This window comes from Paenibacillus sp. YSY-4.3, assembly GCF_054767475.1.
The window spans coordinates 687,665-712,207 of the sequence record NZ_BAABMC010000002.1; the positions used below are offsets into that span (position 1 = coordinate 687,665).

General features: G+C 50.9%; 17 protein-coding genes. 11 read left to right on the forward strand and 6 right to left on the reverse strand.

Annotated elements, in window-relative coordinates:
* Positions 1-5 precede the first annotated feature (5 nt).
* The 5 genes from ACYUJT_RS09760 to ACYUJT_RS09780 are packed head-to-tail and all read left to right on the forward strand — an operon-like array spanning position 6 to position 5,103.
* Positions 6-836: an HAD family hydrolase gene (locus tag ACYUJT_RS09760; protein ID WP_460321109.1), complete on the forward strand. Its 831-nt coding sequence runs from the start codon at positions 6-8 to the stop codon at positions 834-836.
* Positions 833-1,927: a hypothetical protein gene (locus ACYUJT_RS09765; RefSeq protein ID WP_460321111.1), complete on the forward strand. Its 1,095-nt coding sequence runs from the start codon at positions 833-835 to the stop codon at positions 1,925-1,927. The genes ACYUJT_RS09760 and ACYUJT_RS09765 overlap by 4 nt, the downstream gene beginning before the upstream one ends.
* On the forward strand, positions 1,924-3,087 hold the full coding sequence (locus ACYUJT_RS09770; protein ID WP_460321114.1) for a glycosyltransferase family 2 protein: 1,164 nt from the start codon (positions 1,924-1,926) through the stop codon (positions 3,085-3,087). The genes ACYUJT_RS09765 and ACYUJT_RS09770 overlap by 4 nt, the downstream gene beginning before the upstream one ends.
* Positions 3,084-3,854 carry a methyltransferase domain-containing protein gene (locus ACYUJT_RS09775; RefSeq protein WP_460321117.1) on the forward strand — a complete coding sequence of 257 codons (771 nt, stop codon included), beginning with the start codon at positions 3,084-3,086 and terminating at the stop codon, positions 3,852-3,854. Before ACYUJT_RS09770 ends, ACYUJT_RS09775 begins: the two co-directional genes overlap by 4 nt.
* 19 nt (positions 3,855-3,873) lie before the next feature.
* Positions 3,874-5,103, forward strand: coding sequence for a sugar efflux transporter (locus ACYUJT_RS09780; RefSeq protein ID WP_460321120.1), 1,230 nt, complete (start codon positions 3,874-3,876; stop codon positions 5,101-5,103).
* 116 nt (positions 5,104-5,219) lie between these two features.
* Here the strand turns inward: ACYUJT_RS09780 and ACYUJT_RS09785 are convergent, their stop codons facing one another.
* The 5 genes from ACYUJT_RS09785 to galA all read right to left on the reverse strand — a co-directional run bounded on the left by ACYUJT_RS09785 (position 5,220) and on the right by galA (position 14,703).
* Positions 5,220-8,012, reverse strand: coding sequence for a glycoside hydrolase family 3 C-terminal domain-containing protein (locus ACYUJT_RS09785; RefSeq protein WP_460321122.1), 2,793 nt, complete (start codon positions 8,010-8,012; stop codon positions 5,220-5,222).
* Positions 8,013-8,101: 89 nt separating this feature from the next.
* Positions 8,102-8,674 carry a DUF1349 domain-containing protein gene (locus ACYUJT_RS09790; RefSeq protein WP_460321124.1) on the reverse strand — a complete coding sequence of 191 codons (573 nt, stop codon included), beginning with the start codon at positions 8,672-8,674 and terminating at the stop codon, positions 8,102-8,104.
* 398 nt (positions 8,675-9,072) lie between these two features.
* Positions 9,073-9,675, reverse strand: a complete 603-nt coding sequence (locus ACYUJT_RS09795; RefSeq protein WP_460321126.1) for a hypothetical protein — start codon at positions 9,673-9,675, stop codon at positions 9,073-9,075.
* 42 nt (positions 9,676-9,717) lie between these two features.
* Positions 9,718-11,589 carry a sialate O-acetylesterase gene (locus tag ACYUJT_RS09800; RefSeq protein WP_460321128.1) on the reverse strand — a complete coding sequence of 624 codons (1,872 nt, stop codon included), beginning with the start codon at positions 11,587-11,589 and terminating at the stop codon, positions 9,718-9,720.
* A 354-nt stretch (positions 11,590-11,943) separates the two neighbouring features.
* Positions 11,944-14,703 (reverse strand): beta-galactosidase GalA, encoded by a 2,760-nt coding sequence (gene galA, locus ACYUJT_RS09805; protein ID WP_460321131.1) that lies wholly within the window; start codon positions 14,701-14,703, stop codon positions 11,944-11,946.
* 183 nt (positions 14,704-14,886) lie between these two features.
* On the opposite strand from galA, the gene ACYUJT_RS09810 reads away from it, so the two are divergent.
* The 6 genes from ACYUJT_RS09810 to ACYUJT_RS09835 all read left to right on the forward strand — a co-directional run bounded on the left by ACYUJT_RS09810 (position 14,887) and on the right by ACYUJT_RS09835 (position 22,933).
* Positions 14,887-15,738, forward strand: coding sequence for a helix-turn-helix transcriptional regulator (locus ACYUJT_RS09810; protein ID WP_460321133.1), 852 nt, complete (start codon positions 14,887-14,889; stop codon positions 15,736-15,738).
* A gap of 39 nt (positions 15,739-15,777) precedes the next feature.
* Complete coding sequence (locus ACYUJT_RS09815) at positions 15,778-17,550, forward strand: sensor histidine kinase (protein ID WP_460321135.1); 1,773 nt, start codon at positions 15,778-15,780, stop codon at positions 17,548-17,550.
* Between the two features lie 13 nt (positions 17,551-17,563).
* Complete coding sequence (locus ACYUJT_RS09820; RefSeq protein WP_460321137.1) at positions 17,564-19,081, forward strand: response regulator; 1,518 nt, start codon at positions 17,564-17,566, stop codon at positions 19,079-19,081.
* Between the two features lie 178 nt (positions 19,082-19,259).
* Positions 19,260-20,228, forward strand: a complete 969-nt coding sequence (locus ACYUJT_RS09825) for an ABC transporter permease (RefSeq protein ID WP_460321139.1) — start codon at positions 19,260-19,262, stop codon at positions 20,226-20,228.
* A 10-nt stretch (positions 20,229-20,238) separates the two neighbouring features.
* On the forward strand, positions 20,239-21,129 hold the full coding sequence (locus ACYUJT_RS09830) for a carbohydrate ABC transporter permease (RefSeq protein WP_460321141.1): 891 nt from the start codon (positions 20,239-20,241) through the stop codon (positions 21,127-21,129).
* A 58-nt stretch (positions 21,130-21,187) separates the two neighbouring features.
* Entirely contained in the window at positions 21,188-22,933 is a 1,746-nt protein-coding gene (locus tag ACYUJT_RS09835) for an extracellular solute-binding protein (protein WP_460321143.1), read from the forward strand.
* 92 nt (positions 22,934-23,025) lie between these two features.
* Here ACYUJT_RS09835 and ACYUJT_RS09840 read toward each other — a convergent pair whose 3' ends face one another.
* The gene (locus ACYUJT_RS09840) at positions 23,026-24,525 is read right to left on the reverse strand and encodes a DHA2 family efflux MFS transporter permease subunit (RefSeq protein WP_460321146.1); all 1,500 of its coding nucleotides are present in this window, start codon (positions 24,523-24,525) and stop codon (positions 23,026-23,028) included.
* Positions 24,526-24,543: the final 18 nt, after the last annotated feature.

Consider the following 24,543-nt stretch of genomic DNA (forward strand, 5'->3'; position numbering starts at 1 on the left):
TTGATATGTTGAAGCCTTTATATATAACGGATTTGGATGGTACCTTGCTCCGCTCAGATTTGAAATTATCCGATTACACCCGAACGGTCATGAACAGAGCGATTCATGAGGGGGTAAATTTGACGTACTGTACGGCTCGCACGTATACGGCAGCCAAAAGCTTATTGAACGGAATCCATTTTCGCCTCCCTGCCATTTTATTAAATGGCGCCATAATGATAGATCCCATCGAGCATAAACCTATCATTTGCAATAATCTCGCATTCGAAATCGCGAGGGATATCATAGATAAAGGAAAGAATTATAATTTGTTACCAATAGTCCTAAATTATGATAATATACAAGAGACTGTGATGCATTTCGGGCTGCAGAATAATGCCCAATGCAATTTAATAAAGCAATTGAAAGCGTGGCATCACCCCGTTTCCCAGCAATCGAAGCTTATGCCTTCCGACACCTTGTTGAATTTATTCTTCATCGCTCCCTACGAACAATTGCTTCCCTTTCAAGAATGGATCGATTCCACCTATAGAGACAGCGTAGATGTGCTCATATTCGAAGATTCCTATAATAAAGGATTCTTCAATCTCCAAATCTCCAATCCAAGGGGGAATAAGGGACATATGGTTCAGGAACTGGCTGCTTTCTTAGGAATTCCTTTATCCGCAACGACTGTATTCGGTGACCATGTGAACGATCTCTCTATGTTTGCTGTAGCTGGGCGTAAGATCGCTGTAGGCAATGCACATGAAAGCGTCATGCAGATCGCTGACGAATCTATTCTCAGCAACGACGAGGACGGCGTTGCTAAATATTTGGGAGAGTTAATCAGTTGAGCGCGGTCCTATTGCCCATAAAGCCGCCGATGATCACTGGTTACGTCCATCATGGCCATGTGCTTAGCATCCTGGCCCATTATCCTGAGAGCTCGGACTGGCTCTACAGCAATTATATTCAATTATATTGCCATCGAAATTTTAAGGATAGCAGCGTACCTTTCAACTTCTTCATTTACGACGAACTCATCTATGAAGCCAGCAAGCAGCGTTATACGACGGGATTAAGCCATTATCTGAATTCCATTCCCTGGCTGAGCGCGGAGAAAATATCCAGGCAGAGGATACTCCAAATGGGACGGGATTGCGTCTCTTTCTTAAAAGAATGCATTCATGCGGAATGTTACGTTTTCACCTACATCGATGAGTTTTTTATCCCCCACACTCCTTTCTATCAGAAGAATCGTTTCGCACATCAAGTTTTGATATTCGGCTATGACGACCAGGCCGGGACTTTTCAGGTAGCGGATTTCATACAAGACAGGAACCAGACGAAGTATACCCAATTTGACGTGCCCTATGAACATATGGCCCAGGGATTCAGCCAAGTCGAATTGGCCGGAGAGCATCGCCAGTATACCTACTTGCTGCGTTACAGGCCTCATACCGTTTATCCATTCGATCTGCAGCACGCCTGTCGTCAGCTCTCCGCTTACGTGAATTCCGAGAATTCATATCACGACATGCGAAATATGCAGCCGCCCATCGATCTGGCATACGGTATGGAATCCTATCGCTGCTTGGAGCGTTACCTCGAGGAGTTGAGGCAGGACCGCATCACCTTCGACATACGCCCGTTCCATATTATGTGGGAGCACAAAACCTGCATGCAGGCAAGGCTGGATCATCTGATCACCAGATTGGGGCTTGAGGATTTGCGGGATATCGCCGCCGAATACGCCCAGATCGAGAAGGGGATAAGAACGGTACGCTTCATGCTCATGATGTATCAACAGAACCAGGATCCTGCGCTAATTTCCAAGATGATTGCGACTCTTCAAGAAACGGCGCCACTGGAAAAAAGCTTGCTCGAACGGATGCTGGCTGTGATGAGCTCTTCCGATGCGCATTTTAAAGGGGGAATAAGATGAAAGCCAGCATTATTATGCCGACTTACAATAGCGTAGAATTAATTATTCCCTGCCTGATCTCATTAAGCCATCAGGTTCTGGAGGAGGGGGACAGCTTCGAGGTTATTGTCGTGGATGACGGCTCAAACGACGGAACGGGCGAAGCCATACATGAACTCGTCCCCGAATATGCGCTGAAATACTTCTATAGCGACAGGTCTCTCGCCTCATCCCGGGCTGCGGCCCGGAACCTTGGCCTTACGGAGGCGGAAGGCGAGGTCATTATATTTTTGGACGGCGACCATTTGGTGCCTCCGCATTTTGTCCAAGAGCATTTGAAGTATCATCGGGAGCGGGATGATCTCGTGGTAATCGGCTTCCGAAATTACTTAACGTCGAATGATTTCGATCTGGAGAAGCTGAAGGCGGGATTCCATGAGGATCTGCTGCCGGAGCAGCAGCCGGCGGACCGGTTGCTTGCCGTTGATGCATTTTCAGAGAAAATGAGTAATCTGGAAACCGCCTGGTACTTCTTCTTTACCTGCAATGCTTCCGTACGCCGCCGGAATATTCAAGAAGCCGGGCTGTTCCACGAAGGCTTTAAAGGATGGGGACTCGAGGACTGCGAACTGGCTTACCGTTTATATCAGCAAGGATTGACCTTCGTCTATGCGAAGAATGCGCTCATTTACCATATGTACCATCCTAGCGAATATAACGAGGACCGTTACCAGAACTGGCTGAGAAATCTGCACGCCTTCCAGGAGCTGCACCCGTTCATCGATGTTCAGCTGCTCCAGCTGTTGGAGCTCTTTTTCAATCCGGACATTCGCCTATTTTGGTTCGACAGCTACCTCCGGTTTGAATATGCCGTTCGCGCAGCCCATGGTAAATTGCCGTATAGGGGCCCCGTAAGCGTCTATACCGTTCATTCCCCAGTCGACGAAGCTTGCCTGAATGAAATAATTCGGGAGGCGGATGAGAGGGTCGTGTTCATCATCGACGAGTCCGGAGATTTTCGGGCTTCCCTGTCATTGTTATGTGCAGCAAGCAAATATGACCTCATGTACTACTCTTCCCCGAGCTATCCTCAAAAGGAAATGATCTTCCGGCAAATAGCTCAATACGGAGTATGGAGGCAGGTTGATTACGGCAAGCCGATAAAGGAGGAGCATAAATGAGTTCGATTAATCATTGGAACGCGGATTTGTACGACAATAAGCTAAGTTATGTCTCGCAATACGGCAAGGGGATTGTTTCTATTTTGAATCCGCAGGCGGGCGAGCGCATTTTAGACCTGGGCTGCGGAACCGGCGATTTGGCTGACGAAATATCAAAAGCCGGCGCCCATGTGACAGGGATGGATTATTCCGAAGAAATGATTCAGCAGGCCAAGATAAAGTACCCGAATATTCCGTTCATTACCGCCAATGCCGAGAACTACCGGACGGAGGAGGTCTTCGATGCCGTATTCTCCAACGCGGCTCTGCATTGGATGAAGAATGCGCAGGACGTAGTCGAGACGATCTATAGCTCTCTTCGCACGGGCGGCAGGTTTGTCGCCGAGTTTGGCGGCAAGGGAAACGTAGGCATCATCACGGAGAATACGATAGCCGTCCTTGAAGAGTTCTTTGGCATCCCCGATGCCAGAGACCGGAATCCCTGGTACTTTCCTAGCATTTCTGAATACAGCACCTTACTGGAAAATCAGGGATTCCGGGTTACCTATGCCGAGCATTTCGACCGGCCCACTCCTCTAGAGGACGGAGAGAACGGCCTACGCCACTGGCTCGCCTCCTTTACAGGCGACTTTTTCAGCGATTTGTCCGAAGGCGAGAAGCAGCAGGCCTACGCGTTGATCATGAATCGAACGAAACCGCTTCTATACGACGGTCAGACCTGGTCTGCGGACTACAAAAGAATTCGTATCGCTGCAATTAAGCATTGAAGCGAGAAGGAGGAAGCCTTTGCATAAGTTAAAACAAATATTGGCTTTATTCTCGATCCCTAACTATAGCATTCTGATTGTTTCGACCTTGCTGTTAGGGATATGCATCTCCTTTACCTATCCCTTCCTCTCCTTATTCGGCGTAGACGAGGTGGGCATGTCCCCCTCTTATCTGGGCTATTTCATGACCGTTACCGCCGCATCCAGCGTGCTGATCAGCACGGTGCTTGGAAGGCTGTCCGATAGATACTGGGGAAGGAAATGGGTAATCATCCTCTCGGTTAGTGCGGCGATCATCGGCTACATCCTGTTCATTTACGTTCGGAACTATTACGTTCTGCTTGCCGTTTCCTTTCTATGTCTCGGCACGGCATCCTCTGCGTTTCCGCAGATGTTCGCTTATGCGCGTGAGGAAGTGAACCGGAGCGGTGCGAAGCAAGCCGACATGGCCATCAATACGTTAAGAATGTTCTTCTCTCTCGCCTGGGTCATCGGCCCGGCGATTGCTGCCATACTGCTTGCCTCGGCTGGTTTTCAGGGATTATTCCTCTCAGCCGCCGTGACCTATGGCATCGTATTCATCTTTGTCCTGATTTTTCTGAAAAACCCCAACCGCCAAGAGACCGCTCAAAAGAACGAGGCACCCGTGAATTTAAGGAAATTCCTCCTGAAGCCGCGCATTGCCGGGGTATTGGGCTCATTCATATTGCTCAGCGTAGCCTCGACAATGAGTCTGGTGAACCTTCCGCTTTATGTAACCCGGACGCTCCATGGCAGCCAGTCCGATGTAGGGGTGCTGTTTAGCGTGGCCGCGGCCGTAGAGATTCCCCTGCTGATCGGGGTAGGCATCCTGGCGGCGAAATACCGCAAATCCAATCTGATCAAGATCGGAGCGGTCTTTGCGATTGCTTACTATGCTCTGGTGGCTGTAACGCCAATGGTATGGGCTATCGTTCCCATGCAGTTCCTAAGCGCAGTCGCCGTGTCGATCGTTATGGGGCTGGGCATCAGTTACTTCCAGGACTTGCTCCCGCAAGAGCCGGGGACCGCAACAACGTTATATTCCAACACCTCGGTCATCGGCAATATGCTTGGAGGAATTATCGCCGGCAGCGTCGCGGAATGGTTTGGCTTCCGTATCGTATTTATCGTCTGTGCCGTCATGGCAGCCATAGCTTTCCTATTGCTGCTTACTGATCGGGAATCCTCGGCGCAGGCGATAGAGGAGCATAATTCAGTTTCGACGTGAATCTCGCATCATGCAGCAGCGGATTCAGGCATAGATGACAAAAATCCGGGATGATTACATCGTCCCGGATTTTTGTGCTCAATTATCTCTTTTCACGTTCCGTACCTTGCCTCGATTCAAATCAGATTAAACTCAATCCAACCGATTTGCAAGCCCGGTTTGAGGAAGTCGAGCGTTAGCTCGTACAGGCCTGCTTCCAGCTCAGCCTTCACCAGCTTTTGCCGGATCCACTTGCCTTCCGTGCCGTTCGTCTGGATAGTAACCAGCGGCTGGCCGTTCAGCATGACGTTGCATACGCTTTGCGCCAGCTCCGGCTCTGGAGACATGATGTTGACGATGATCCGGTACTGCCCGGCTTGATCTACCTTCATATAAGCCGCGCCTGTCGCCGAAGGCTTGATCTGCGCATCGCGGGACAGCTCCTGCACGAGCGCCTGCTCTGATGCCACAGCAGGATTCGCCTTGAAGGCGTGAACCGTTTCGACGATTTCCTGCTTCCGGGCGAATACCGGAGCCTGCATCAGAAACGCGCAAATATTCATCGCGCAGCGCTGCAGCTCTCCGCGGGTCAATGTGCCGTTGTCCAGCGATTCGAGCGTATTGTCGTCATACGCATTGACCTCGGCGCCATAGTTGGTAACGACCATATACAGGTCGTTTTGCGAGCGAACCATCCAGTTCGTATATTTCCGGTCCGCCTGACCGCCATGAACTACGTCGTTCATGACCGCCCACCAGTCCGTCATCACGATGCCCTTAAAGCCCCATTCCCCGCGAAGAATCGTCGTGTTCAAATCGTAATTGGAAGCGGCCCAATGCCCGTTGACCGGGTTATACGAGGTCATGATCGAATTGGCCCCGCCTTCCTTCACGGCGATCTCGAAGCCCTTCAAGTAAATTTCCCGCAAAGCGCGCTCAGACACGACCGCATCCACCTTGCTGCGATGCTTCTCCTGGTTGTTGCAGGCAAAATGCTTCAGCGTCGCGTAAGATCCACCTTTGATAATCCCGCGGGTACAAGCTGCGGCGAACGCCCCAGAAATAAGCGGGTCCTCGGAGAAATACTCGAAGTTGCGCCCGTTCAGCGGGCTGCGCCGAATGTTAAGCCCAGGCCCAAGCAGCGAATCCACGTTGTTTCTTAGCAGCTCCTGCCCTTCCATGACATAGAGCTCTTCAACCAGCTCCACGTTCCAGGTCGCGGCCAACAGCGTGCCGATGGAGACCTGGGTCGCTTTATCCCCGCTATCCATCCGGATGCCGGAAGGACCATCCGCAGTGCAGCCGACCGGGATGCCGTAGCTAAGCAGGCGATCGCTGACGCCGCCGAAGGCCGAAGCCGTACCCGGCGTCACCAGCGGGCTGACCATGCCCTCGCCCCGCACGATCGTCGCCAGATCCTCATCGCTAAGCTGGGCAATGAAAGCCTCCATGCTTACTTTGCCGTCATGGACGTCCCTTAGCTTATAGCCCTGGTCTCCCGTTTGCTTCAAATCCTGCGGCAGGTTCTTCTCAATCCGCTCTGCCAGAGAAATTTGCTGCTTCGGCGCTGCCACGAACGCAAGCTCATAGGAGCCGTCTTCCTTCCGGACGCCCGGCTTCATGCGGGTGAATTCCTCTGTCGGGGCGAGCGCTTCCTCCAGCTGCTCCACCACTTGAAGGGCCGCCACTTCGTAGCCGTCCCGTCCCTCGACTGCAACCTGCGCTGCATTCTTAACGCTATTCCCTACATAGAATCGATACATCCCGGCTTCCAGCACATAAGCGGAAGGAGCACCGGTCACGCCGCCGTCGTCATAAGAAGCCATGGCATGAACAGGGAAGCTTATCGTCAGGCGCTGCGATTCACCCGGCTGGAGCTCCTTCGTCTTGCCGAATGCGGCCAGTGCTCTGGCTGGCTGGCCCAATTGGCCCTGAGGGGCTTCATAATAGACCTGAACGACCTCTTTGCCCGCATAGACGCTGCCCGTATTCGTTACGGTTACGCCAATTTCCACGCAAGGCTTTCCTTCCAAGGCAACAATCTTTGCTTCCTCCGGCTCAATGCGGAAATCCGTATATGACAGGCCGTATCCGAATTCGAACTGCACCTTATCCGGGCAGAACGTCTCGAAATAACGGTAGCCTACATAGATGTCTTCCTGGTAAATGTTCTTGAATTCGTTCCCGTAGTTGCGAGTCGAAGGATAGTCCTCAATGGAATAAGCGATCGTATCGGTTAACTTGCCGCTTGGCGTTACGTCGCCGGCCAACACGTCCGCAATGGCATTTCCGCCTTCCATGCCGCCCTGCCAGGCGTAGATCACGCATGGAATCGGATGCGCATAATCCGCGTCATCGATCCAGCTCATGTCGATGATATTGGATACGTTCAGCACGACAATCGTCTGCTCAAAATGTGCGGTGACCTGCTTCAGCATGACCTTCTCTTCCGGGGTCAATTGATAGCTGCCCGGCTTATCGGCATTATCCTGATCCTCGCCCGCAGTACGGCCGATGACGACGATCGCCTTATCGGATTTGCTTCTCGCTTCGCGCACAAGCTCATCGGTGAGTGGCATCTCCTTCTGATGCCAAGGCTCTGCGGCCCAGCCGCCTCCGCCGTTATCGAACGGATTCTGCTCGATCCATTTCTCGTATACAGCCGCTAGTTCCTCGTTAACGGCAATGTTCTTCTTGCTGCGAAGGCCGTCCAGCAAATTCGTTGTATAAGCGACGTTCACGCTGCCGCCCGAACCTGTCCCGCTGCGATAATAGTTGACCTGAATCCGGCCGAAAACCGCCACGTTTTCATTGTTTTTCAGCGGAAGGGTTTGTCCTTCATTTTTTAACAGTACAGCGCCTTCTGCGGCTACTTTTCTACTAAATTCAGCAAAGCCTTCTAGTGGAATTCCCAGTTTGCTAGTCGTCACTTTCTTCTCTCCCTATGTCTTGTTTTTATAAACTAGTTTGATTGAAGCGGTTACAACCATGACTGACTAAGACGTTTAACGTTTAACTTTTATTTTCCGGCTCTGATTTTCTCCATCGTGACCCGCTCCAGCTGAATATCGGAGAAATCACTGACCAGTCCTTCACCGGTCGGCGATTGAGATACGATTCCCACCTTCAGTGTGTCGGAGGCCTTCAGGTTGAATACTCTGACCATCCGGTAGTTCGTTCCATCCGTAGAGTAATGCATCGCGAATGCATCGCCTTTTCTGCCGATTTGCAGCCACACGCTTTTATCATCCAGGTTCACTCCGTTGGCATCATCCGACACACCATCCGTCACGACGCTAACCACAGTATATGTATCAAAATCACTGTATTCATGGCACAGCTTCGCCCAGCGGTTATCGCGATCCATAATAAAGAGCGCTGCCCCATCGTAGGTAGAGATGAAATCATGTCTTACTTTAGCGCGCAGTACAAAGTCTCCTTGGACCTCGGTATATAAAAATGGCGCATTGTTCTTGACTTCCCCAGACTCCGGATTAATAAAATAATCGGTATTTCCTGGTGCGGGAATTTGAAGCAAATTATCCTTCTCAATGATTTGGGATTCATTCTGCCACTTATCGAATGGGTGCATATGCTCTCTCTCCTAACATGTAATTTTCTTTAGTATAACTCATATTTGGAAGCCCTAACAATCGCTAACCTAGCTGCAAGCTGCTTGAATTTATTTAAGGGAAGATCCGCCTATGAAGCTATGATCTACTTTGAGTTTGTTCTATCGGACACACAGTACGCTATTCCGCCTGTTTGACTGAATTTGATATGCGGAGCGGACCCTGGTTCCGCTATTCGCTTTAAATGAGCATGTTTTGCTCCACTTTTCCCCTAATAACGGAACTACGGTCCGTTAACTTTGAAATTTGCGTTTTTTCGGGGAAATAGCGGAACTACGGTCCGCTAGATCCCCGGAGCGATCGACGACAGTACGATCGTCCCCACCGTGTGATTGTACCATCATGCGATTGTACGAAATTAATCCGGTACATGACGTATGTGCCTAGCTACTTCTACAAACATCGGGAGTGCATTCGCCTGTTCATTCGTAAAATAAATCAACTCAACGAAATATTTCTTCTGATCCTTCTCGACTATAAAGCCATCCATGGCGACAGTGCCTTCCAGCTTCGAGCCCACATATTCCTTATATTTCCCCAATTCCTTATTCTGCAGCGTTAAGTCCATCAGATAAATTTCATCATAATCATTGATAGAAATAAAATGTTTTCCCCCATCGTATCCCCACTTATTGCCGTCCTCAAATTCATAAACCTCCATCTGGTCAGGAAGATAGAGGCCTAGCGGCAATAAGGGAGCTTTGTGGAATTTAGCAGGCGATTGCCGATCTCCCCATTCCAAAGTAATTTCTGGCACGCCATCGTATTCTGTAAGCTCAAAGAGGCTTTCTGTGCGAGTATCATGATCCGTCTCCACTTTGTCCGGCTGCACCGGATTCTGTTGTCCGGGATTTGGCTGTTCGATGGTTGAGTCCGGGCCTGCGACGCTCTTATTTTCCTTCTGACAAGCTGACAAAAGACATACAGCGGCCAGAGCCAATATCAGGACTGACTTCTTCATGCTACTCCCCCTATCCATCTTAAAAAAAGCTTAAAGAATACCTTATTCAGTCACATTCACAGTACTGAACGGCGAAGCCGGAAGCCCCTCCCGGTTATACAAGTTCGCCCCCGCCGGATTGTTCGCCCAGGCATACCTCACATGGACAGGCTGCGAAGTCCCCTCATGCCGGGCGATTACGGTGCTGCCGGAAATGACCGCCTGCGCCGGGAAGAAACGTCCATCCGGGCCGCATACCGCAAATCCATGAAGCTCCCCGCTGCCCCCGCGTGCGATCAGCCCGCTGCCGGCATGGTCGAAATGCAGGACAATCGCATCCTCGCGCTGCTCCATCCTTGAGAACATCGGGCCGCTATGCAGCAACTGCTCCTCACCGTAGGCCAGTCTCCGGGCGCATAACGCGAGCCGCTGACCAACCGTTTTTTTATCCTGCGGGTGCAGATCGTTATATTCTCCAACATCGATGGTCACCGCCATCGCGGTATTCGGTACCGCCAGGCTTCTACGCTGCTCCTCCCGCAGCTCCGCCCAATTCACTAGAGCATCGTCCTCTTCACCCAAATTGGCAAGCTGCACATAAATAAACGGAAGGTCAGCGCTTCCCCAATTCCGCCGCCAGTCCCGAACCAACGCCGCAAACAACTCACGGTATCCCGCAGGCCGCCCGGTGTTGGATTCCCCTTGATACCAGAGAATGCCCTTAACAGGATATTCCCGTAAAGGAGCAATCATGCTGTTGTAGACCCCGGAAGGTTTGTACTGGAAAAAAGTACTCGGCTCCAGCGCTGCAGTGCTCGTGCCGATCCGATACTGCCACTTTCCACGCAAATCAAGCTCTTGGCCACTGCCAACCAGCTTATACGGCATGTCCGGTACGAAGGCCCCGGTGTTCTGATTGCTGATGACGCGAACGGCAATCGTATTACGCCCCGGCTTCAATAGCCCCTTAGGAACAGGGTAGCGTCTCGGCGGATACATGTAGCCGGTACTGCCGACGGACACTCCGTTAATATACGTATCATCCGCGTCCACTATCGTTCCCAGCTTCAGCATAACCTCGCCCTCCAGCACGGAGGCGGGTACATCGATTACCTTGCGGAACCAGACCACCCCGCGCAAAGGCTCTAGCTGGCTTCCCGACCAAGAACCCGGAACTTCGACCAGCTCCCAATCCGCTGTATCGCACACGGCATCAAACCAGCCTTCCTGCAGCCCCAGGTCGGTATCGTTCAGATGGCTGTACCATAGGCGGTTGCGCTCTTCGTCCCTGCGTATGGTTTCTTGGACATAACCATCATCCTTGCACTGCTCCAAAACGGCTTCATAGCCTCCGATATCCCTGAGCGTCCCCTCGCTCATCCAGGCTTCAATCGGTGTCCCGCCCACCGCGGTTTGCACGAGCCCAACCGGCACCTGATATTTCTCATATAACTCCCGGGCACAGAAGAACCCGACCGCGCTAAAATGAAGCACTTCCTCCCGAGCAGCCGCGACCCACCGCCCTCCCGGAAGCTCCTGCTGCGGTGCATGAAAATTGTACGTCTGCGGCACTGCGAACTGGCGAATCAGCGGCAGATTGACGTCCGCCACCTCCTCCGCGAGCAGATCCAGCGTTCGCCGCACCGGCAGCTCCATATTAGACTGCCCGCCGAGCACCCAGACATCGCCGATCAGAATGTCGCGAATGACCAGCTCCTCTTGACCGGACGAAATCGTCATCTCATGCGGGCCTCCCGGTAGCTCCAGCTTCTCCAACTCCACCCGCCAGTGCCCGGAGGCATCCGCCGCTGCGCTATATGTTTTGCCAAGGAAAGAAACCCGGATCTCCTCGCCGCTCCCGGCCGTTCCCCAGATCGGCGCATGGGTGTTCCTTTGCAGCACCATCCCGTCGCTAAGCATGCTATGCAGCTTCAACCTTGATCGCTCCCCTCCCATAGATAGTACCTCTCATAGAGCACTTCCATAGAGCACTTCCATAGAGCACTTTCTGAGCTCTTCCATAGGTACCTTTTTTGCATGGTCACTCTTTCAGAACACTATTCCATAGGTACGCTTGATTCGATCTTACTTTATCCGGAAGCTCAGGGAAATGGCTCATTTTATAGGTTAGACCCCAAAATTTTAAGTTCCTTTATAAACTAGACACGAGGCGGCCCGATTCTCCAGCCACGGAACTCATAAACAAACAACAAATCCACACCTCTAAGAGGTATGGATTTGTTGTTGAAGCCAGGGAGGAACGCCCCAATAGCTCCTCCCGCGCTGCTTCTATTTCGTGCGGATCAAGACGGATCCTTGAATGCCCGGACTGTACATATCGGGCTTAATTCCGATTAACACAGAAATCGTGACTTGATCCTGCAGTTCAGCTCCTTGCAGCGGAACCTCCAGAGTCTCAGGCCAAAGAATGAATTGCTTCAGCTGCAGCCTGCCATCCACATAAACCTCTACATCGCCGCTAATCGAATGGAACCAAAGGTATGGCCGCCCCGATCTCTCCATATCCGACACCGGTGCCTGATTGCGGTAAATGACATAACCGCTGGCGCCGCGCAGCATCTGAAGGGCGCCGAAGCTGACATCGACCATCTCCCACGAGTTCATGTCCGTAGGATGAATCGTCACGTTCGGATCCGGACGCTCCGCAGCGATTTCCTGCGTGATCAGCCAGTTGTTGATATACCGCTCATCTATGGACGGAACGAAAGGCAGCTCCTCCGCCGGTTGAACCGGGATGACATAAGATACGGGCTGCAATCCGTCTCCTTCGATTGTAAGCACGATGTCCTCTTCCCCGGCCTGGCTTTGGACAATAAGCTGGCAGCACCCGTTAAACAAGCTGCGCTCTGCAACATGATCCGGCTCATGACAGTTCGGGTCTCCATTGCCTACGCCAAGTATGGCGCCGCTTCCCTCGATGGAGAAGGACACTTTGCTTTGCTCCGTAGGGACAAATCGGCTCTGTCCATCCACCGCATACACATTGACCGCCATCGCATCCCTGCCGTCACCCGCTAAGGACGGCTTCTGTGTCTCGACGCGCAAAGTATGAGCCTTATCCGTGGTTTGGATCTCCGATACTTTGACGAGCTGGCCGCCCTTATATCCCTCCATCTTTAAGGTTCCCGGCTCGTACGCCACATCCCATTCATATTGCTCATAGATATCAATGGGCTGCCGATCGATGAGAATATCGTTCAGGTACAGCGCGACCTCATCGCAATTCGTATGCGTCATGATTTTAACCTGCTGCCCCTCTTGGCCTGGCCAATTCCAATGTCCCACAATGTGCAGCACCGGCTCATCCAGCCAGAACGCCTGATATAAATAGTAGGAATCCTTCGCGAACCCACAGGTATCCAAGATTCCAAAGTGCGTGCTGACACTCGGCCATTCATACGGCGTCGGCTCGCCGCGGTAATCAAACCCTGTCCATACAAAGGTTCCCATGACAAAATCGCGTGTATTAATGGCCTGCCACGACTCTCTTACGGTATTCCCCCAGCTGGCCTTCTCCCGATCATAGCTGTCGAATATTTGCTGGCTGTTGTCGCTGATATAATTGCCGCGGGTCGAAAAGGCGCTGACCGTCTCGGAGCCGATGATCGGCTGATTCGGATGCTTCTCCCTGAACTTGTCGTATCCGCCATTCATATAGTTAAAGCCTGCGAGATCCGTGACATCCACCGTTCCCTCGTCCTCCATCACCCCGCCGTTCATCGCGCCCAGGATAGGCCGGGTAGGATCCAGCTTTTTCACAGCGCGAATCATCCGTTTCACCATTTTACGTCCAATCGGCGTCCCTTGGAGCGGTTCCTCATTGAATAGGCTGTAAAATACAACGGATGGATGGTTGCGGTCCCGGGTCACCATATTCTCCAGCTGCCGCAGCCCCTCCCGGGAGCTGTCAAAGTTCCTGTTCTCGTCCATGACCAGCATCCCCAGCCGATCGCAAGCATCCAGAAGCTCCGGGGCCGGGTTGTGGTGAGCGCAGCGATACGCATTACTGCCCATCTCCTTCAAGCGCCGGATACGATACTCCTGAATTCCGTCCGGCAGGGCGACGCCTACTCCCGCATGATCCTGGTGATTGCATGTGCCTTTTATTTTTAGCGGCCTATCATTTAAATAAAAACCAGTATCGGGACAGATGCGGATGGTGCGGTATCCATAATTCGTAACGGTCGTATCCACCTCTTCCCCATTCACGACCAGGATGGAGTGCAGCTTGTATAGATGAGGGGCGTCCACGTCCCACAATGCCGGATGCTCGATCGGAAGATTCTGCGTAACCACAATGAATTGTCCAGCTTCGCAGTTCACGTTCGTCAGCTCCTCCGTCACGATACCGCCATCCGCTTGCTCGACGCGGGAGATGAGCTGGTATTCTACAGCCGCTTCCGATTCATTCCCAATCGTCGTCTCCACATTCGTAAGCCAGCAGGACGCGCTTTCCCTGATTGGATTCACCCATATGCCGCGATGGGCTATATGAACGGGCGCTGTCTTCGTTAACCAGACATGCCGGTATATTCCCGCGCCCTCGTACCACCAGCCCTCTGATACAGTGGCATCCACCTTCACGACGAGCAAATTCGGCTGATCGCCGAAGTAGGCACGGTCGGTAATATCCACGGTAAAGCTCGTATATCCACAAAAATTCCTTTCGAGGATGCTCCCGTTGAAATACACGGCAGCATGCGTGGCAATCCCGTCGAATTCCAGAAGAAGCTGCTTTCCTTTGTCAGCGGGATCCAATTTGAATTTTTTGCGGTACCAGCCTATCCCGCGGGGATAATAACCGAAGTCCGGAACCCCGTTCTCACGGTCCAGCGGCTGCTGGTAAGACCAATCATGCGGCAATTGTACCGTGTCCCACTCGTTGTCATTCCACTCAATCCCTGCGGGTCCCCGGCTCCCGCCCGCTTTGGCGTGGCCATACACGGCCTTGTGGCTGCTTTCCTTCGCCTCGACAGGATCCCCTAAATGGAATCGCCAGTCCTTATCCATACTCAGTCTCTCTCTCACCTTCTCAACTCCTTCTCCCTTTGATATCTTCATTCTAAAAAAGTTTGACGAAGGTAAGTTAGGACAAAAACGGACGGAAAATAGTATAAAATGAACATCCCTCTGTTTAACTATTGTTCTTTTCCTTAAGTAGGATTAAGAATAGAAATAGTAGACTAACATAGATGAATTGGAGAAGACGCTATGCTGATGCCTTTTCGACTGTTTCCGAACCCATCCTCCTATCCGCTGCCTTTAGCGCTTTATAGCTGCGGGCTGCATGAACAGAATTATCAATACAGGCCGATGGGATATCCGACCTTGCAATGCTTCGTTAACTTTGGCGGATATGGTACATTTCGCTTTTGCAATGATCAAGAACTCGTATTGGCTCCCAATCATGCCCTGTTGCTGCCAGCCAAGACTGCCCACGAGTACTATCCCTGCCCCGGTGAGACCTGGCTTCTCGGGTTCGTCAGCGTTCACGGCACTTCAGTAGAGCATATCGTCGAAGGCTTCGACATCCCCTTCATGACCAGCATTCCGCTGAACCCGGCGGCCCTTGATGTATTGAACCATAAAATAACGACGATCTGGCAGGCGAGTATTGCCGACTCCCCGGGAATCCAAGGGCTGCTGTCCGTTCAATTATATGAATTTATGCTTCTCTTGTCCGAGCATGCCATTAGCCATAAGAATCCTATCCTGCCCAACCAGCCCAAAGCGTCGCAGGATGCGCTGCAGCAGGCCGTTCAATTCATGAAGCAGCATTATAACGAAGATCTGCACATTTCCAATATAGCCCATGCTGTAGGCTACTCTGTCCAGCACTTTCAGCGCATCTTTCGCGAAGCCTACGGTACTGGTCCCCACGCCTATTTGCAGCGCCTCCGCTTGGAACAGGCGGCGGCCTGGCTCGAGAGCAATCCGGAATATTCCATTCAGGAAATCTCTCATCGGCTGGGGATAGAAACCAGCTATTTTATACGCATTTTCAAGAAGAAATACGGGATAACACCGAGAAACTACAGAAATGCATATGCCTATAGGCATTAATTGCAATAACCCTATTTCTGTTCCCTTAGGAGTGCAGCTATGCTATTCAAAATCAAGAAAAACAGCATCATGGTCAAAATGGTCATCGTGTACACCATTCCATTTATCCTGCTGTCTCTGATTCTCATCTGGAATAGTCAGAAATCGACGCAAAATATTCAGGACAGCTTCATTTCGAATATGTCCCATGCCTTCGATCAAGCTTCCCAGGAAACTCAAAAACGTATTGATATGGCGTATGACCTAACCGAGATCGTCAGCAAGAATAGCAAAATCATTACGTTCATAGACGACCCCTTCCTGGGAGATGAGGCGGATTTCCTCAGCCAATACCTGGACAGTGTGATTCCAATCATTAAATATGCGACTGCCTTTACGGAAACCGACGACTATTCCATTCGCATCTATATGATGAATGATCAGATTCCAGAGTCCTGGCCTTACTTCTTGCATCTGAAGAGGCAGGCCTCCAATGCGAAGCTGCAAGCATTTATAGCGCAGGAGAATGAGGCGCAAATGTGGCTCAGACCGGATGACCTCCAGCTAGCGCCAAGCTCCCTGAATTCCGACCGCAGCAAGTATACGCTCCTTACCAAGCTATATTCCCCTTCACGTGAATTGTTAGGGCTGGTTGCCGTTATGGTTGCCGAAGATCGTCTGCTCAGCACGAATGGAGGTGCTTACTTTTCGGATATAACGCAATTCCTCTATCACGAGCACAATATTGTGCAAGCTGCTGCCGATATCGATGAAGCCGCTGAAGCAGAGATCCTGCAGCAGCAGCTGACTGAATCGAAAGCTTATTTCATTTACGATCAGCATCTCTATTTGTACCGGAACTTCGATGCCATACAGCAGACCTTCGTATACAAGGTATCCCTGGAGCAGCTGAATCGGTCGATTCGCAAAAGCATGCTGAACCAGCTGTTGCTCATCATTTTCAGCGTGATGCTGCTCATCGTGACCTGCTACTTCATGTTCAAGACGATTTTCCTGCGGCTGAATCGCATCGTATCCATCATGAGGAAGGTCATCAACGGCAATCCTCATCTGCGAATTACCGATACCAAGCCGGATGAGCTGGGACAGCTCGCGCAGGATTTCAATGGACTTATTGAGACGAACAATCATTTGATCGAACGCATCGTCATGAAGGAGCGATTAAGAAAGGAAGCGCAAATCCAAGCGCTGCAATATCAAATCAATCCGCATTTCATCTACAATACGCTGGATATTTTCCGCATGAAGCTCATCAAGGAGCGCATGTTCAGTACAGCAGACCGGATGGCCGATTTCGGAAAAATACTCCGGTACAATCTCAGCAGCAATACGCTGCACACCACGCTGAAAGAGGAAATCGAGCTGATCCGCAAATACGTCAGCCTCCAATCGCTAAGCAGCAGCAGTCAGTCGATCCAGCTCGAGGTTGAAATTACCGAGGAGCTGAAATCGTACCCGGTGATCAAATTCCTGCTGCAGCCGATCGTGGAGAACAGTATCAAATACGGGAAAACCGTGCAAAGGGAGTTGCTGCAGATTCAAATCCGCTGCTATGTGCAAGAGCAGCAGGTCCGGTTGGATATCATCGACAATGGCGCGGGGATGAGCGAAGAGAAGATGAACGCGCTCAACGAGCATTTTCAGACTCCGCTTCATTATGATGAAGCCGCTCCGTCTAGGCCCGAACGCTCCATTGGGCTGTATAATATCAACTCCCGGCTGCGCTTGTATTATGGAGAATCCTACCATATCACCATCGCAAGCAAAGACAACGATTATACCCAAGTACAGATCAAATTACCCTATGAATGAGAGGCATCCCGCTATGTATAAACTGCTTATTGTCGACGATGAAGAAATCGTGCGCGAAGGGTTGTGTGACATTATCGCGTACCTGCAGGTTCGGCATATTGGGCAAATCCTGATGGCAAAGGATGGCGCGGATGCGCTGTCCATCATCCATGCGGAAAATCCGCAAATCATACTCACTGATCTGAACATGCCGGTGCTGGGCGGAATTGAAATGATCAAGCAGTTGCAAGGAAAGCATGGGCATAGAATCATCGTGGTCAGCGGATATGATGACTTTCATCTCGTTAAGGAGAGCTTCAAGCTGGGCGTGCGCGATTATTTGCTCAAGCCAGCCCATTCGGAAGAGCTGCTGGAGGTGTTGGATAAGATTGTCCGCGAACTGCGGCAGGAGGAGCAGCAGTACCAGAAAGGCGAATCAGAGAAGATGTTAACCCAAATGGAGAGAGTCAGCAGAAGCATGAATTGGGGAATTCAATACGCCGAGCAGGATGAGCATGCCCTGGAACGCGTATTCGCCGAATTGGGCTTCAGCCTGCCTTATCCGGATACGGCGGCGGCGATTCTCTCCCCTATGCATTCCGCCTCCCACGCGGAATCGCTTGGCGCCGACTGGGATGCGCTCTTGACCAAGCCCGATACGGGTCGGTTTCCCATGAAGCTGTATGCGTTCTACAACAGACAGAATGACCTTGTCATATGGATCAACTACGAGAGGCAGACGGATGGCCTATCCGCCGTCAAAGAAATTCTGGAGCAATTCCTTAGGAGCAATCCCGAGCTCCCCATCGTCATTGCCGTAGGCAAGACAGTATCAGCGGCGACGGAGCTGGCACAAGCATATCGCAGTGCACTAGAAGTACTGAGCTACAAGCTGACCGCAGGCCCGCGGTCCATCCTGCTTCACGACGATATTCTGACCAGGGAAGACTACCGTATCTCGCCTGCGGATTTGAGGATTTTGGCCGAAATGATTGATATGTGCCGAAAGGATCAGGTGCTCCCCTATATTCAAAAATACTTCAATGATGAATCGTTAAGAAGAAGCACCCTGGACAGTATTCAGAGCAATTATGATGCGATCCTGCAGGCCGTCAGCTGGGTTCCCCGTCAGAAGCAGGATTTCTCTGCCTTTGAACAGAGCGAGCAATTGCGCTTATACCTCATATCCCGGATATTGCAGACGATTGAGGCGCGCCAGAGCTTGATCCGCAGCTACGATATGGTGGAAATCGCCAAGAAGTACGTCGATGAGCAGCTGCTCGGCGAGATTAATATGGCTGTGATCGCCAACCACTGCAATGTCAGCTATGCGTATTTCAGCAAGTTGTTCAAAGAGAGCACCGGGGTGAACTTTCAGGATTATGTCACGATGAAGCGGATGGACTATGCCAAGCAAGCTCTGAACGGCATCAATGTCAAAATTTACGATGTCGCTTCCGCATTGGGGTACAGCAATCCAAAAAATTTCACCCGCGTGTTCAAAAATTATTGCGGCATGAGCCCGAAAGAATACCAGAAGCTCGTGAAATAATCGATGCTTCAATCAGCCTTCACGTTCGTTATGGCGAATGTGAAGGCTTTTGCGCGTCGACAGATGCTTTTCGGATGACGAATAATGATACCTTTTCGCAAACCTGAGTCCTGTCTCCTCCAAAATAATGCGCTTACAATTTAGTTATACAGCAAAAGAGAGAGGGGTTTATAGAGAGATGACAGACTCGGAGGCTTCAACGGCGAATTCAAATCTGGCTTTGGCACGAAAAAAAGGATCCTCCCGCAATCGTGACCAGCTTTCACTGCAATCGATGATCATCCCGGGTATCCTGTTTATTCTAATCTTCACGTTCATTCCGCTATACGGCGTCATTATCGCCTTCAAGGACTACAACATCGTCACTGGAATCCAGGGGATTGTCTCATCGGAATGGGTCGGGCTGGCGAACTTCAAAGAATTCATTTCGGACATCAACTTTTGGAACATGCTGCGCAACACCCTTGGGATCAATTTATTAGGCCTCTGTATTACCTTCCCGGTCACGATCCTGTTTGCGTTGTTCCTGAATGAACTCACCTTCCCGCGCTTCAAGAAGCTGACGCAGACGATCACTTATCTGCCGCACTTTATTTCCTGGAGCATCTTCGGGGGATTAATCATCAATATCCTGTCGCCAAGCAATGGCGTATTGAACTATCTGCTCGTGAACCTCGGTATTATTTCCGAGCCGATTCATTTCCTCGCCGAGAAGGATTATTTCTGGATGCTGGCGGTGCTTACGAATTTAGTCAAGGAATTGGGCTGGGGGGCCATTCTGTATCTTGCGGCGATAGCCAGCATCGATCAGGAAATGTACGAAGCGGCCTATATGGACGGTGCCTCGCGGTTTCGCCGCATTTGGCATATTACGCTGCCGGCGATTACAGGCACGATTGTCATCCTGCTCGTCTTCTCGATCAGCAATATTCTGAACAGTGGCTTCGACCAGTTCTTCGTCCTGCAAAACCCGCTGAACATTGACGCCAGTGAGGTCATCGACACTTACGTATATAAGGTTGGATTACGGGAATTCCGTATGGAGTATGCGACGGCTGTCGGATTAATGAAGACCGTTATTGCGTTATTCCTGCTGTACCTGGCTAATTTCATCGCTAAGAAAATAACCGGGAAAGGGATTTTTTAGGGAGGGACTTATGGTTAGAGATCATTCATGGCCGAATCGGCTGTTCAATATTTTTAACGTATTCATTATGGCTTGCTTAATCGTACTTACCTTGTATCCCTTCTGGTATTCCGTCATCGGCTCATTCAATGAAGGCCTCGACTATGCCAAGGGCGGCGTGTATTTGTGGACAAGGCAGTTCACATGGGATAACTATAGCGCGCTGTTCAGCGATACCGCATTAGTGAAATCCTTCGTTGTCACCTTATCCCGAACGGTAATCGGAACCGTCACCCATGTACTTTTTACCGCCTTATTCGCCTATGCCTTCTCGCGAAGGAATCTGAAATTTAAAAGGCTGTATTCGACTTTAGGGCTAATGAGCATGTATTTGAGCGGCGGCTTGATCCCTTACTTCATTCTGATTAATGCGCTGGGGCTCTACAATCACTTCCTGGTCTTTATTATTCCGACGCTGTTCAGCTTCTGGAATGTCATTCTGTTCCGTTCTTATTTTGCCGAGCTTCCCGAAGCATTGATCGAATCGGCCAAAATTGACGGTGCAGGCGAGTACACGATATTCTTCCGCATTATTCTCTCGCTGTCCAAGCCTGTTATTGCTGCCATTTCTTTATTTACGGCGGTTGGACACTGGAATGCCTACTACGATGCCATGATCTTCACCCAGGGCGACAGCCTGCAGACGGTGCAGTTGTACATCCTGAAATTGATTCAGAGCACGGAGGCGGCCCTATTGCTGGCGAATATGTCAGGCTCCCTCGGAGCAGCGCAGGGTTCAGTCACCACCACCACCCTGCAGTTAGCCGCCATGGTTGCTGCATCACTGCCGATTGTGCTGGTCTATCCTTTCGTACAGAAATTCTTTATTAAAGGAATGCTCATTGGTTCTGTCAAAGGTTAGGCGGCATTTGAGGATTGATGATATAAGGTTTACTATTTTACACATAGGGGGAAATACGATGAACAAAGCATCACTGCGATTATTGGCGATTGCGCTGGCTCTAACGGTTATGATCACCGGCTGCTCCAGCCAACAGGGCGCGGGCAGCAGCACGCCGGCTGAACCTGCTTCTTCTCAGGAAGCAGCAGCCTCCCAGTCTGCCAGCGAGCCTGGCTGGAAATCGAACAACTCGCCCGTGTCCCTGTCCTGGTACACCGGGGTGGCAGGGTATTCCAAGAAGTGGGACGCCAAAAATAACTACGTGGATAAGCTCATCACCGAAGAAACCGGGGTCAGCGTGGACTTCCTCCATGCAGGCAACGATGTGAACGCGGAATTCAACGTCATGATGGCAACCAGCAATCTGCCGGACATCATTACGCTGGATCGCTGGAACAGCACTTCGCTCATCCAGACGCTGATGAGCAGCGGGATGGTAGCTCCACTGAATGAATTAATGGAGAAGTACGATCCTTACTTGGCTACGATTCTGCCGGAGACGATGGTCGATTGGTATACGCAGGCGGACGGGAATCTCTACGCGATTCCGAACTTCTACGTGTCACCGGAAATGCTGGAGCAGTATCCCGACGTCAAGAAATTTTATAACGAACGCTCCAATGGCCAGATTATCGTGAGAAAAGATATCATGGATCAATTAGGAATTACGGTAGAGGATTTGCAGCAGGAGGATTCTTTTATCGCGGCTCTGAAAAAAGTGAAGGAAGCGAATATTCAATATAATGGCATGACCGTGCTGCCGCTGTATTTTGATGACAAGGATAAATATATCAATGATTCCCTCGGCGTGCTGGCCGGTTCCTTCGGTGCGGTGCCTGAAGCGGAGGACGGCTCATACGTTGACTTCCGCCGAACGGAGGAATTCAAGCATGTGCTGGAGTTCGCCAATCGATTATATTCCGAAGGACTGCTGTCCCTGGAGAACTTCACTAGTGCACGCAATCAAATTGAAGAGAAAATGACGCAGGGCGCCGTCTTCATGAAGATCGGAAGCTACGCCGACTATACGACGCCCGTCAGCCAGCTGTACCTCGCGGATCCGAATGCGAAATACATTACAATCGATGCAATCAAATCCAACAAGGGTACACTGCCTCAATACGGCAGATCTCTGAACAAGGGCTGGACGCTAACCTTCGTGAACAAGAAATCCAAGCACGCAGACCGGGCAATTCAATTCCTGGAGTATCTGTACAGCGAGCAAGGCCATGCAGCCAGCTTCTTTGGCAAAGAAGGCGAGACGTTTACAATTACCGCCGATGGCAAGTACAAGCGCAATCCAGAAATCGATCAAGAGTTTAACGCGGATTGGAACGCCGCTACGAAGAAGTGGGGCTTCGAGTCGATCTGGTGGTTAACGAACGAGGTATGGCTTAAGCATGTCCGGGAAGCCGAAGAGACAGAGCAGACACAATATATGGACGGCTTATTCTATGGCTCGGCCAAGTACATGTACAGCAACGATGTCCTGGATTCAGGCAACCTCTTCGACGCTTATGACCCGGGCTCCAAAGAAGCGAACGCCGAAGCCAAGATCACCGTCTTCTGGGCGCAAATCGTTCCGAAGATGATTTTGGCCAAGAACGCCAAAGAGTTCGAATCTCTATACTACGAAGCTATGGCTACGATGGACAAGCTGGGGCTGGGCAGCATCGAAGCAGCTAAGAATGCCCGCGTCCAAGAGTTTAAGCAAGCAACGGGTGTAAAGCTGGTATCTCCGAAATATACGAATGAGTATAAATAAATAAAAAAACTCGAAGCCCCGGTCCTAAGACTGGGGCTTCGAGTTTTTTATTGGATAAACCCATGTTATTTCAGTTACTTCACTTATCTCAGTTATTTCGTAGTACCAGGCACTGGTTCGCTTTCAAGCTTCGCCAGGGCTGCCTTGCTCACGTCTACGCGCTTCACGAATAGTGTAAGCACCAACGCAACCACGGTCGTTGCAGCCGCAATCAGGAAGGAATACTGAATCCCCTCAAGCAGGGCTGTTTGGCCGATGTGGGCTTTCACTTGATCCGTAATCGTAGTTGGATCCATGGCAGCAATTTGGCTGGCCGCACTCGACTTCGTTTTCGAGTTCATGATCGATACGAAGATCGCGGTGCCAATCGCGCCGGCAACTTGCTGAACCGTGTTGTTCGCCGCCGTACCGTGCGGATTCAGGCGTGTAGGCAGCTGGTTCAAGCCGTTGGTCATAATCGGCATCATGACCATGGAGATCCCGAACATACGCAGGGAGTAGAGCATGATGATATGAGTATAAGTTGTTTCCAGATCGAATTTAGACATCATAAATGTAGCGATAGCGGTAATCGTCAGACCGATAAAACCGAGTACACGCGGTCCAAATTTATCGAAGAGCTTCCCTGTGATCGGGGACATGATCCCCATGACGATAGCACCCGGAAGCATCATTAGGCCGGAATCCAGCGGCGTAATGCCGCGAACATTTTGCACGTAGGCCGGCGTCAGGATCATACCCGAGAACAACGCCGCCGCATTGACGGCCGAAATAACGGCAGCCATCGAATACATCGGAAATTTATAAATGCCTAGGTTCAATAGCGGAATTTCTAGGCGCAGCTGGCGAATGACGAACAGCGCGACTCCAATAACACCGGCAACGATACAAGTTATGACGAGAGGGTCGCCCCAGCCGGCGCTGCTTGCGTCACTGAAGCCGTACAACAATCCGCCGAATCCGATCGTGCTGAGCACAACAGACAAGTAATCCAGCTTGGTATCCTTCGTCGGCATCACGCTGCGGAACTTCCAGATAGCCAGAAGCAATGCGATAACCGCAAATGGAATAATCATTTCAAAAAGCAGGCGCCAGTTGTAATATTCCACGATATAACCGGAAAGCGTCGGTCCGATGGCCGGAGCCACGATCATAACCAGACCGAATACCCCCATAGCTGCGCCGCGCTTCTCGCGCGGGAAGCTGATGAGCATGATGTTCATCAACAACGGCGACATTACGGAGGATCCAGCAGCCTGGGTCATCCGTCCAGCGATCAGCCAGCCAAAGTTCGGAGCAATCGCAGCGATCAAGGTTCCTACGGTAAAAATGGATAAGGCCGTAATAAACAAAGTGCGGTTTGTGAATTTCATCAGCAAAAAGGCCGATACGGGAATCAAAATCCCGCTGACCAGCATATAGCCGGTGGACAGCCATTGGACTGCGGAGTAATCGATGCTGAAATCATGCATAATCGTCGGCAAAGCGACATTAAGCAATGAGTTATTAAGAAATGCAACGAAGGTTGCAAAGAATAACAAGCCTATCATTAAATAGGGCGGTTTTTCTAACTGTTTAACAGTATCGCTCATTCTGAAGTTTCTCCTATC

What these genes read in the sequence shown, in the direction of transcription:
- ACYUJT_RS09815 (WP_460321135.1), top strand. Translation starts at nt 15,778, where the DNA reads ATGCTATTCAAAATCAAGAAAAACAGCATCATGGTCAAAATGGTCATC.
- ACYUJT_RS09770 (WP_460321114.1), top strand. Translation starts at nt 1,924, where the DNA reads ATGAAAGCCAGCATTATTATGCCGACTTACAATAGCGTAGAATTAATT.
- ACYUJT_RS09830 (WP_460321141.1), top strand. Translation starts at nt 20,239, where the DNA reads ATGGTTAGAGATCATTCATGGCCGAATCGGCTGTTCAATATTTTTAAC.
- ACYUJT_RS09790 (WP_460321124.1), bottom strand. Translation starts at nt 8,674, where the DNA reads ATGCACCCATTCGATAAGTGGCAGAATGAATCCCAAATCATTGAGAAG.
- ACYUJT_RS09760 (WP_460321109.1), top strand. Translation starts at nt 6, where the DNA reads ATGTTGAAGCCTTTATATATAACGGATTTGGATGGTACCTTGCTCCGC.
- ACYUJT_RS09775 (WP_460321117.1), top strand. Translation starts at nt 3,084, where the DNA reads ATGAGTTCGATTAATCATTGGAACGCGGATTTGTACGACAATAAGCTA.
- ACYUJT_RS09810 (WP_460321133.1), top strand. Translation starts at nt 14,887, where the DNA reads ATGCTGATGCCTTTTCGACTGTTTCCGAACCCATCCTCCTATCCGCTG.
- ACYUJT_RS09795 (WP_460321126.1), bottom strand. Translation starts at nt 9,675, where the DNA reads ATGAAGAAGTCAGTCCTGATATTGGCTCTGGCCGCTGTATGTCTTTTG.
- ACYUJT_RS09825 (WP_460321139.1), top strand. Translation starts at nt 19,260, where the DNA reads ATGACAGACTCGGAGGCTTCAACGGCGAATTCAAATCTGGCTTTGGCA.
- ACYUJT_RS09820 (WP_460321137.1), top strand. Translation starts at nt 17,564, where the DNA reads ATGTATAAACTGCTTATTGTCGACGATGAAGAAATCGTGCGCGAAGGG.
- ACYUJT_RS09840 (WP_460321146.1), bottom strand. Translation starts at nt 24,525, where the DNA reads ATGAGCGATACTGTTAAACAGTTAGAAAAACCGCCCTATTTAATGATA.
- ACYUJT_RS09835 (WP_460321143.1), top strand. Translation starts at nt 21,188, where the DNA reads ATGAACAAAGCATCACTGCGATTATTGGCGATTGCGCTGGCTCTAACG.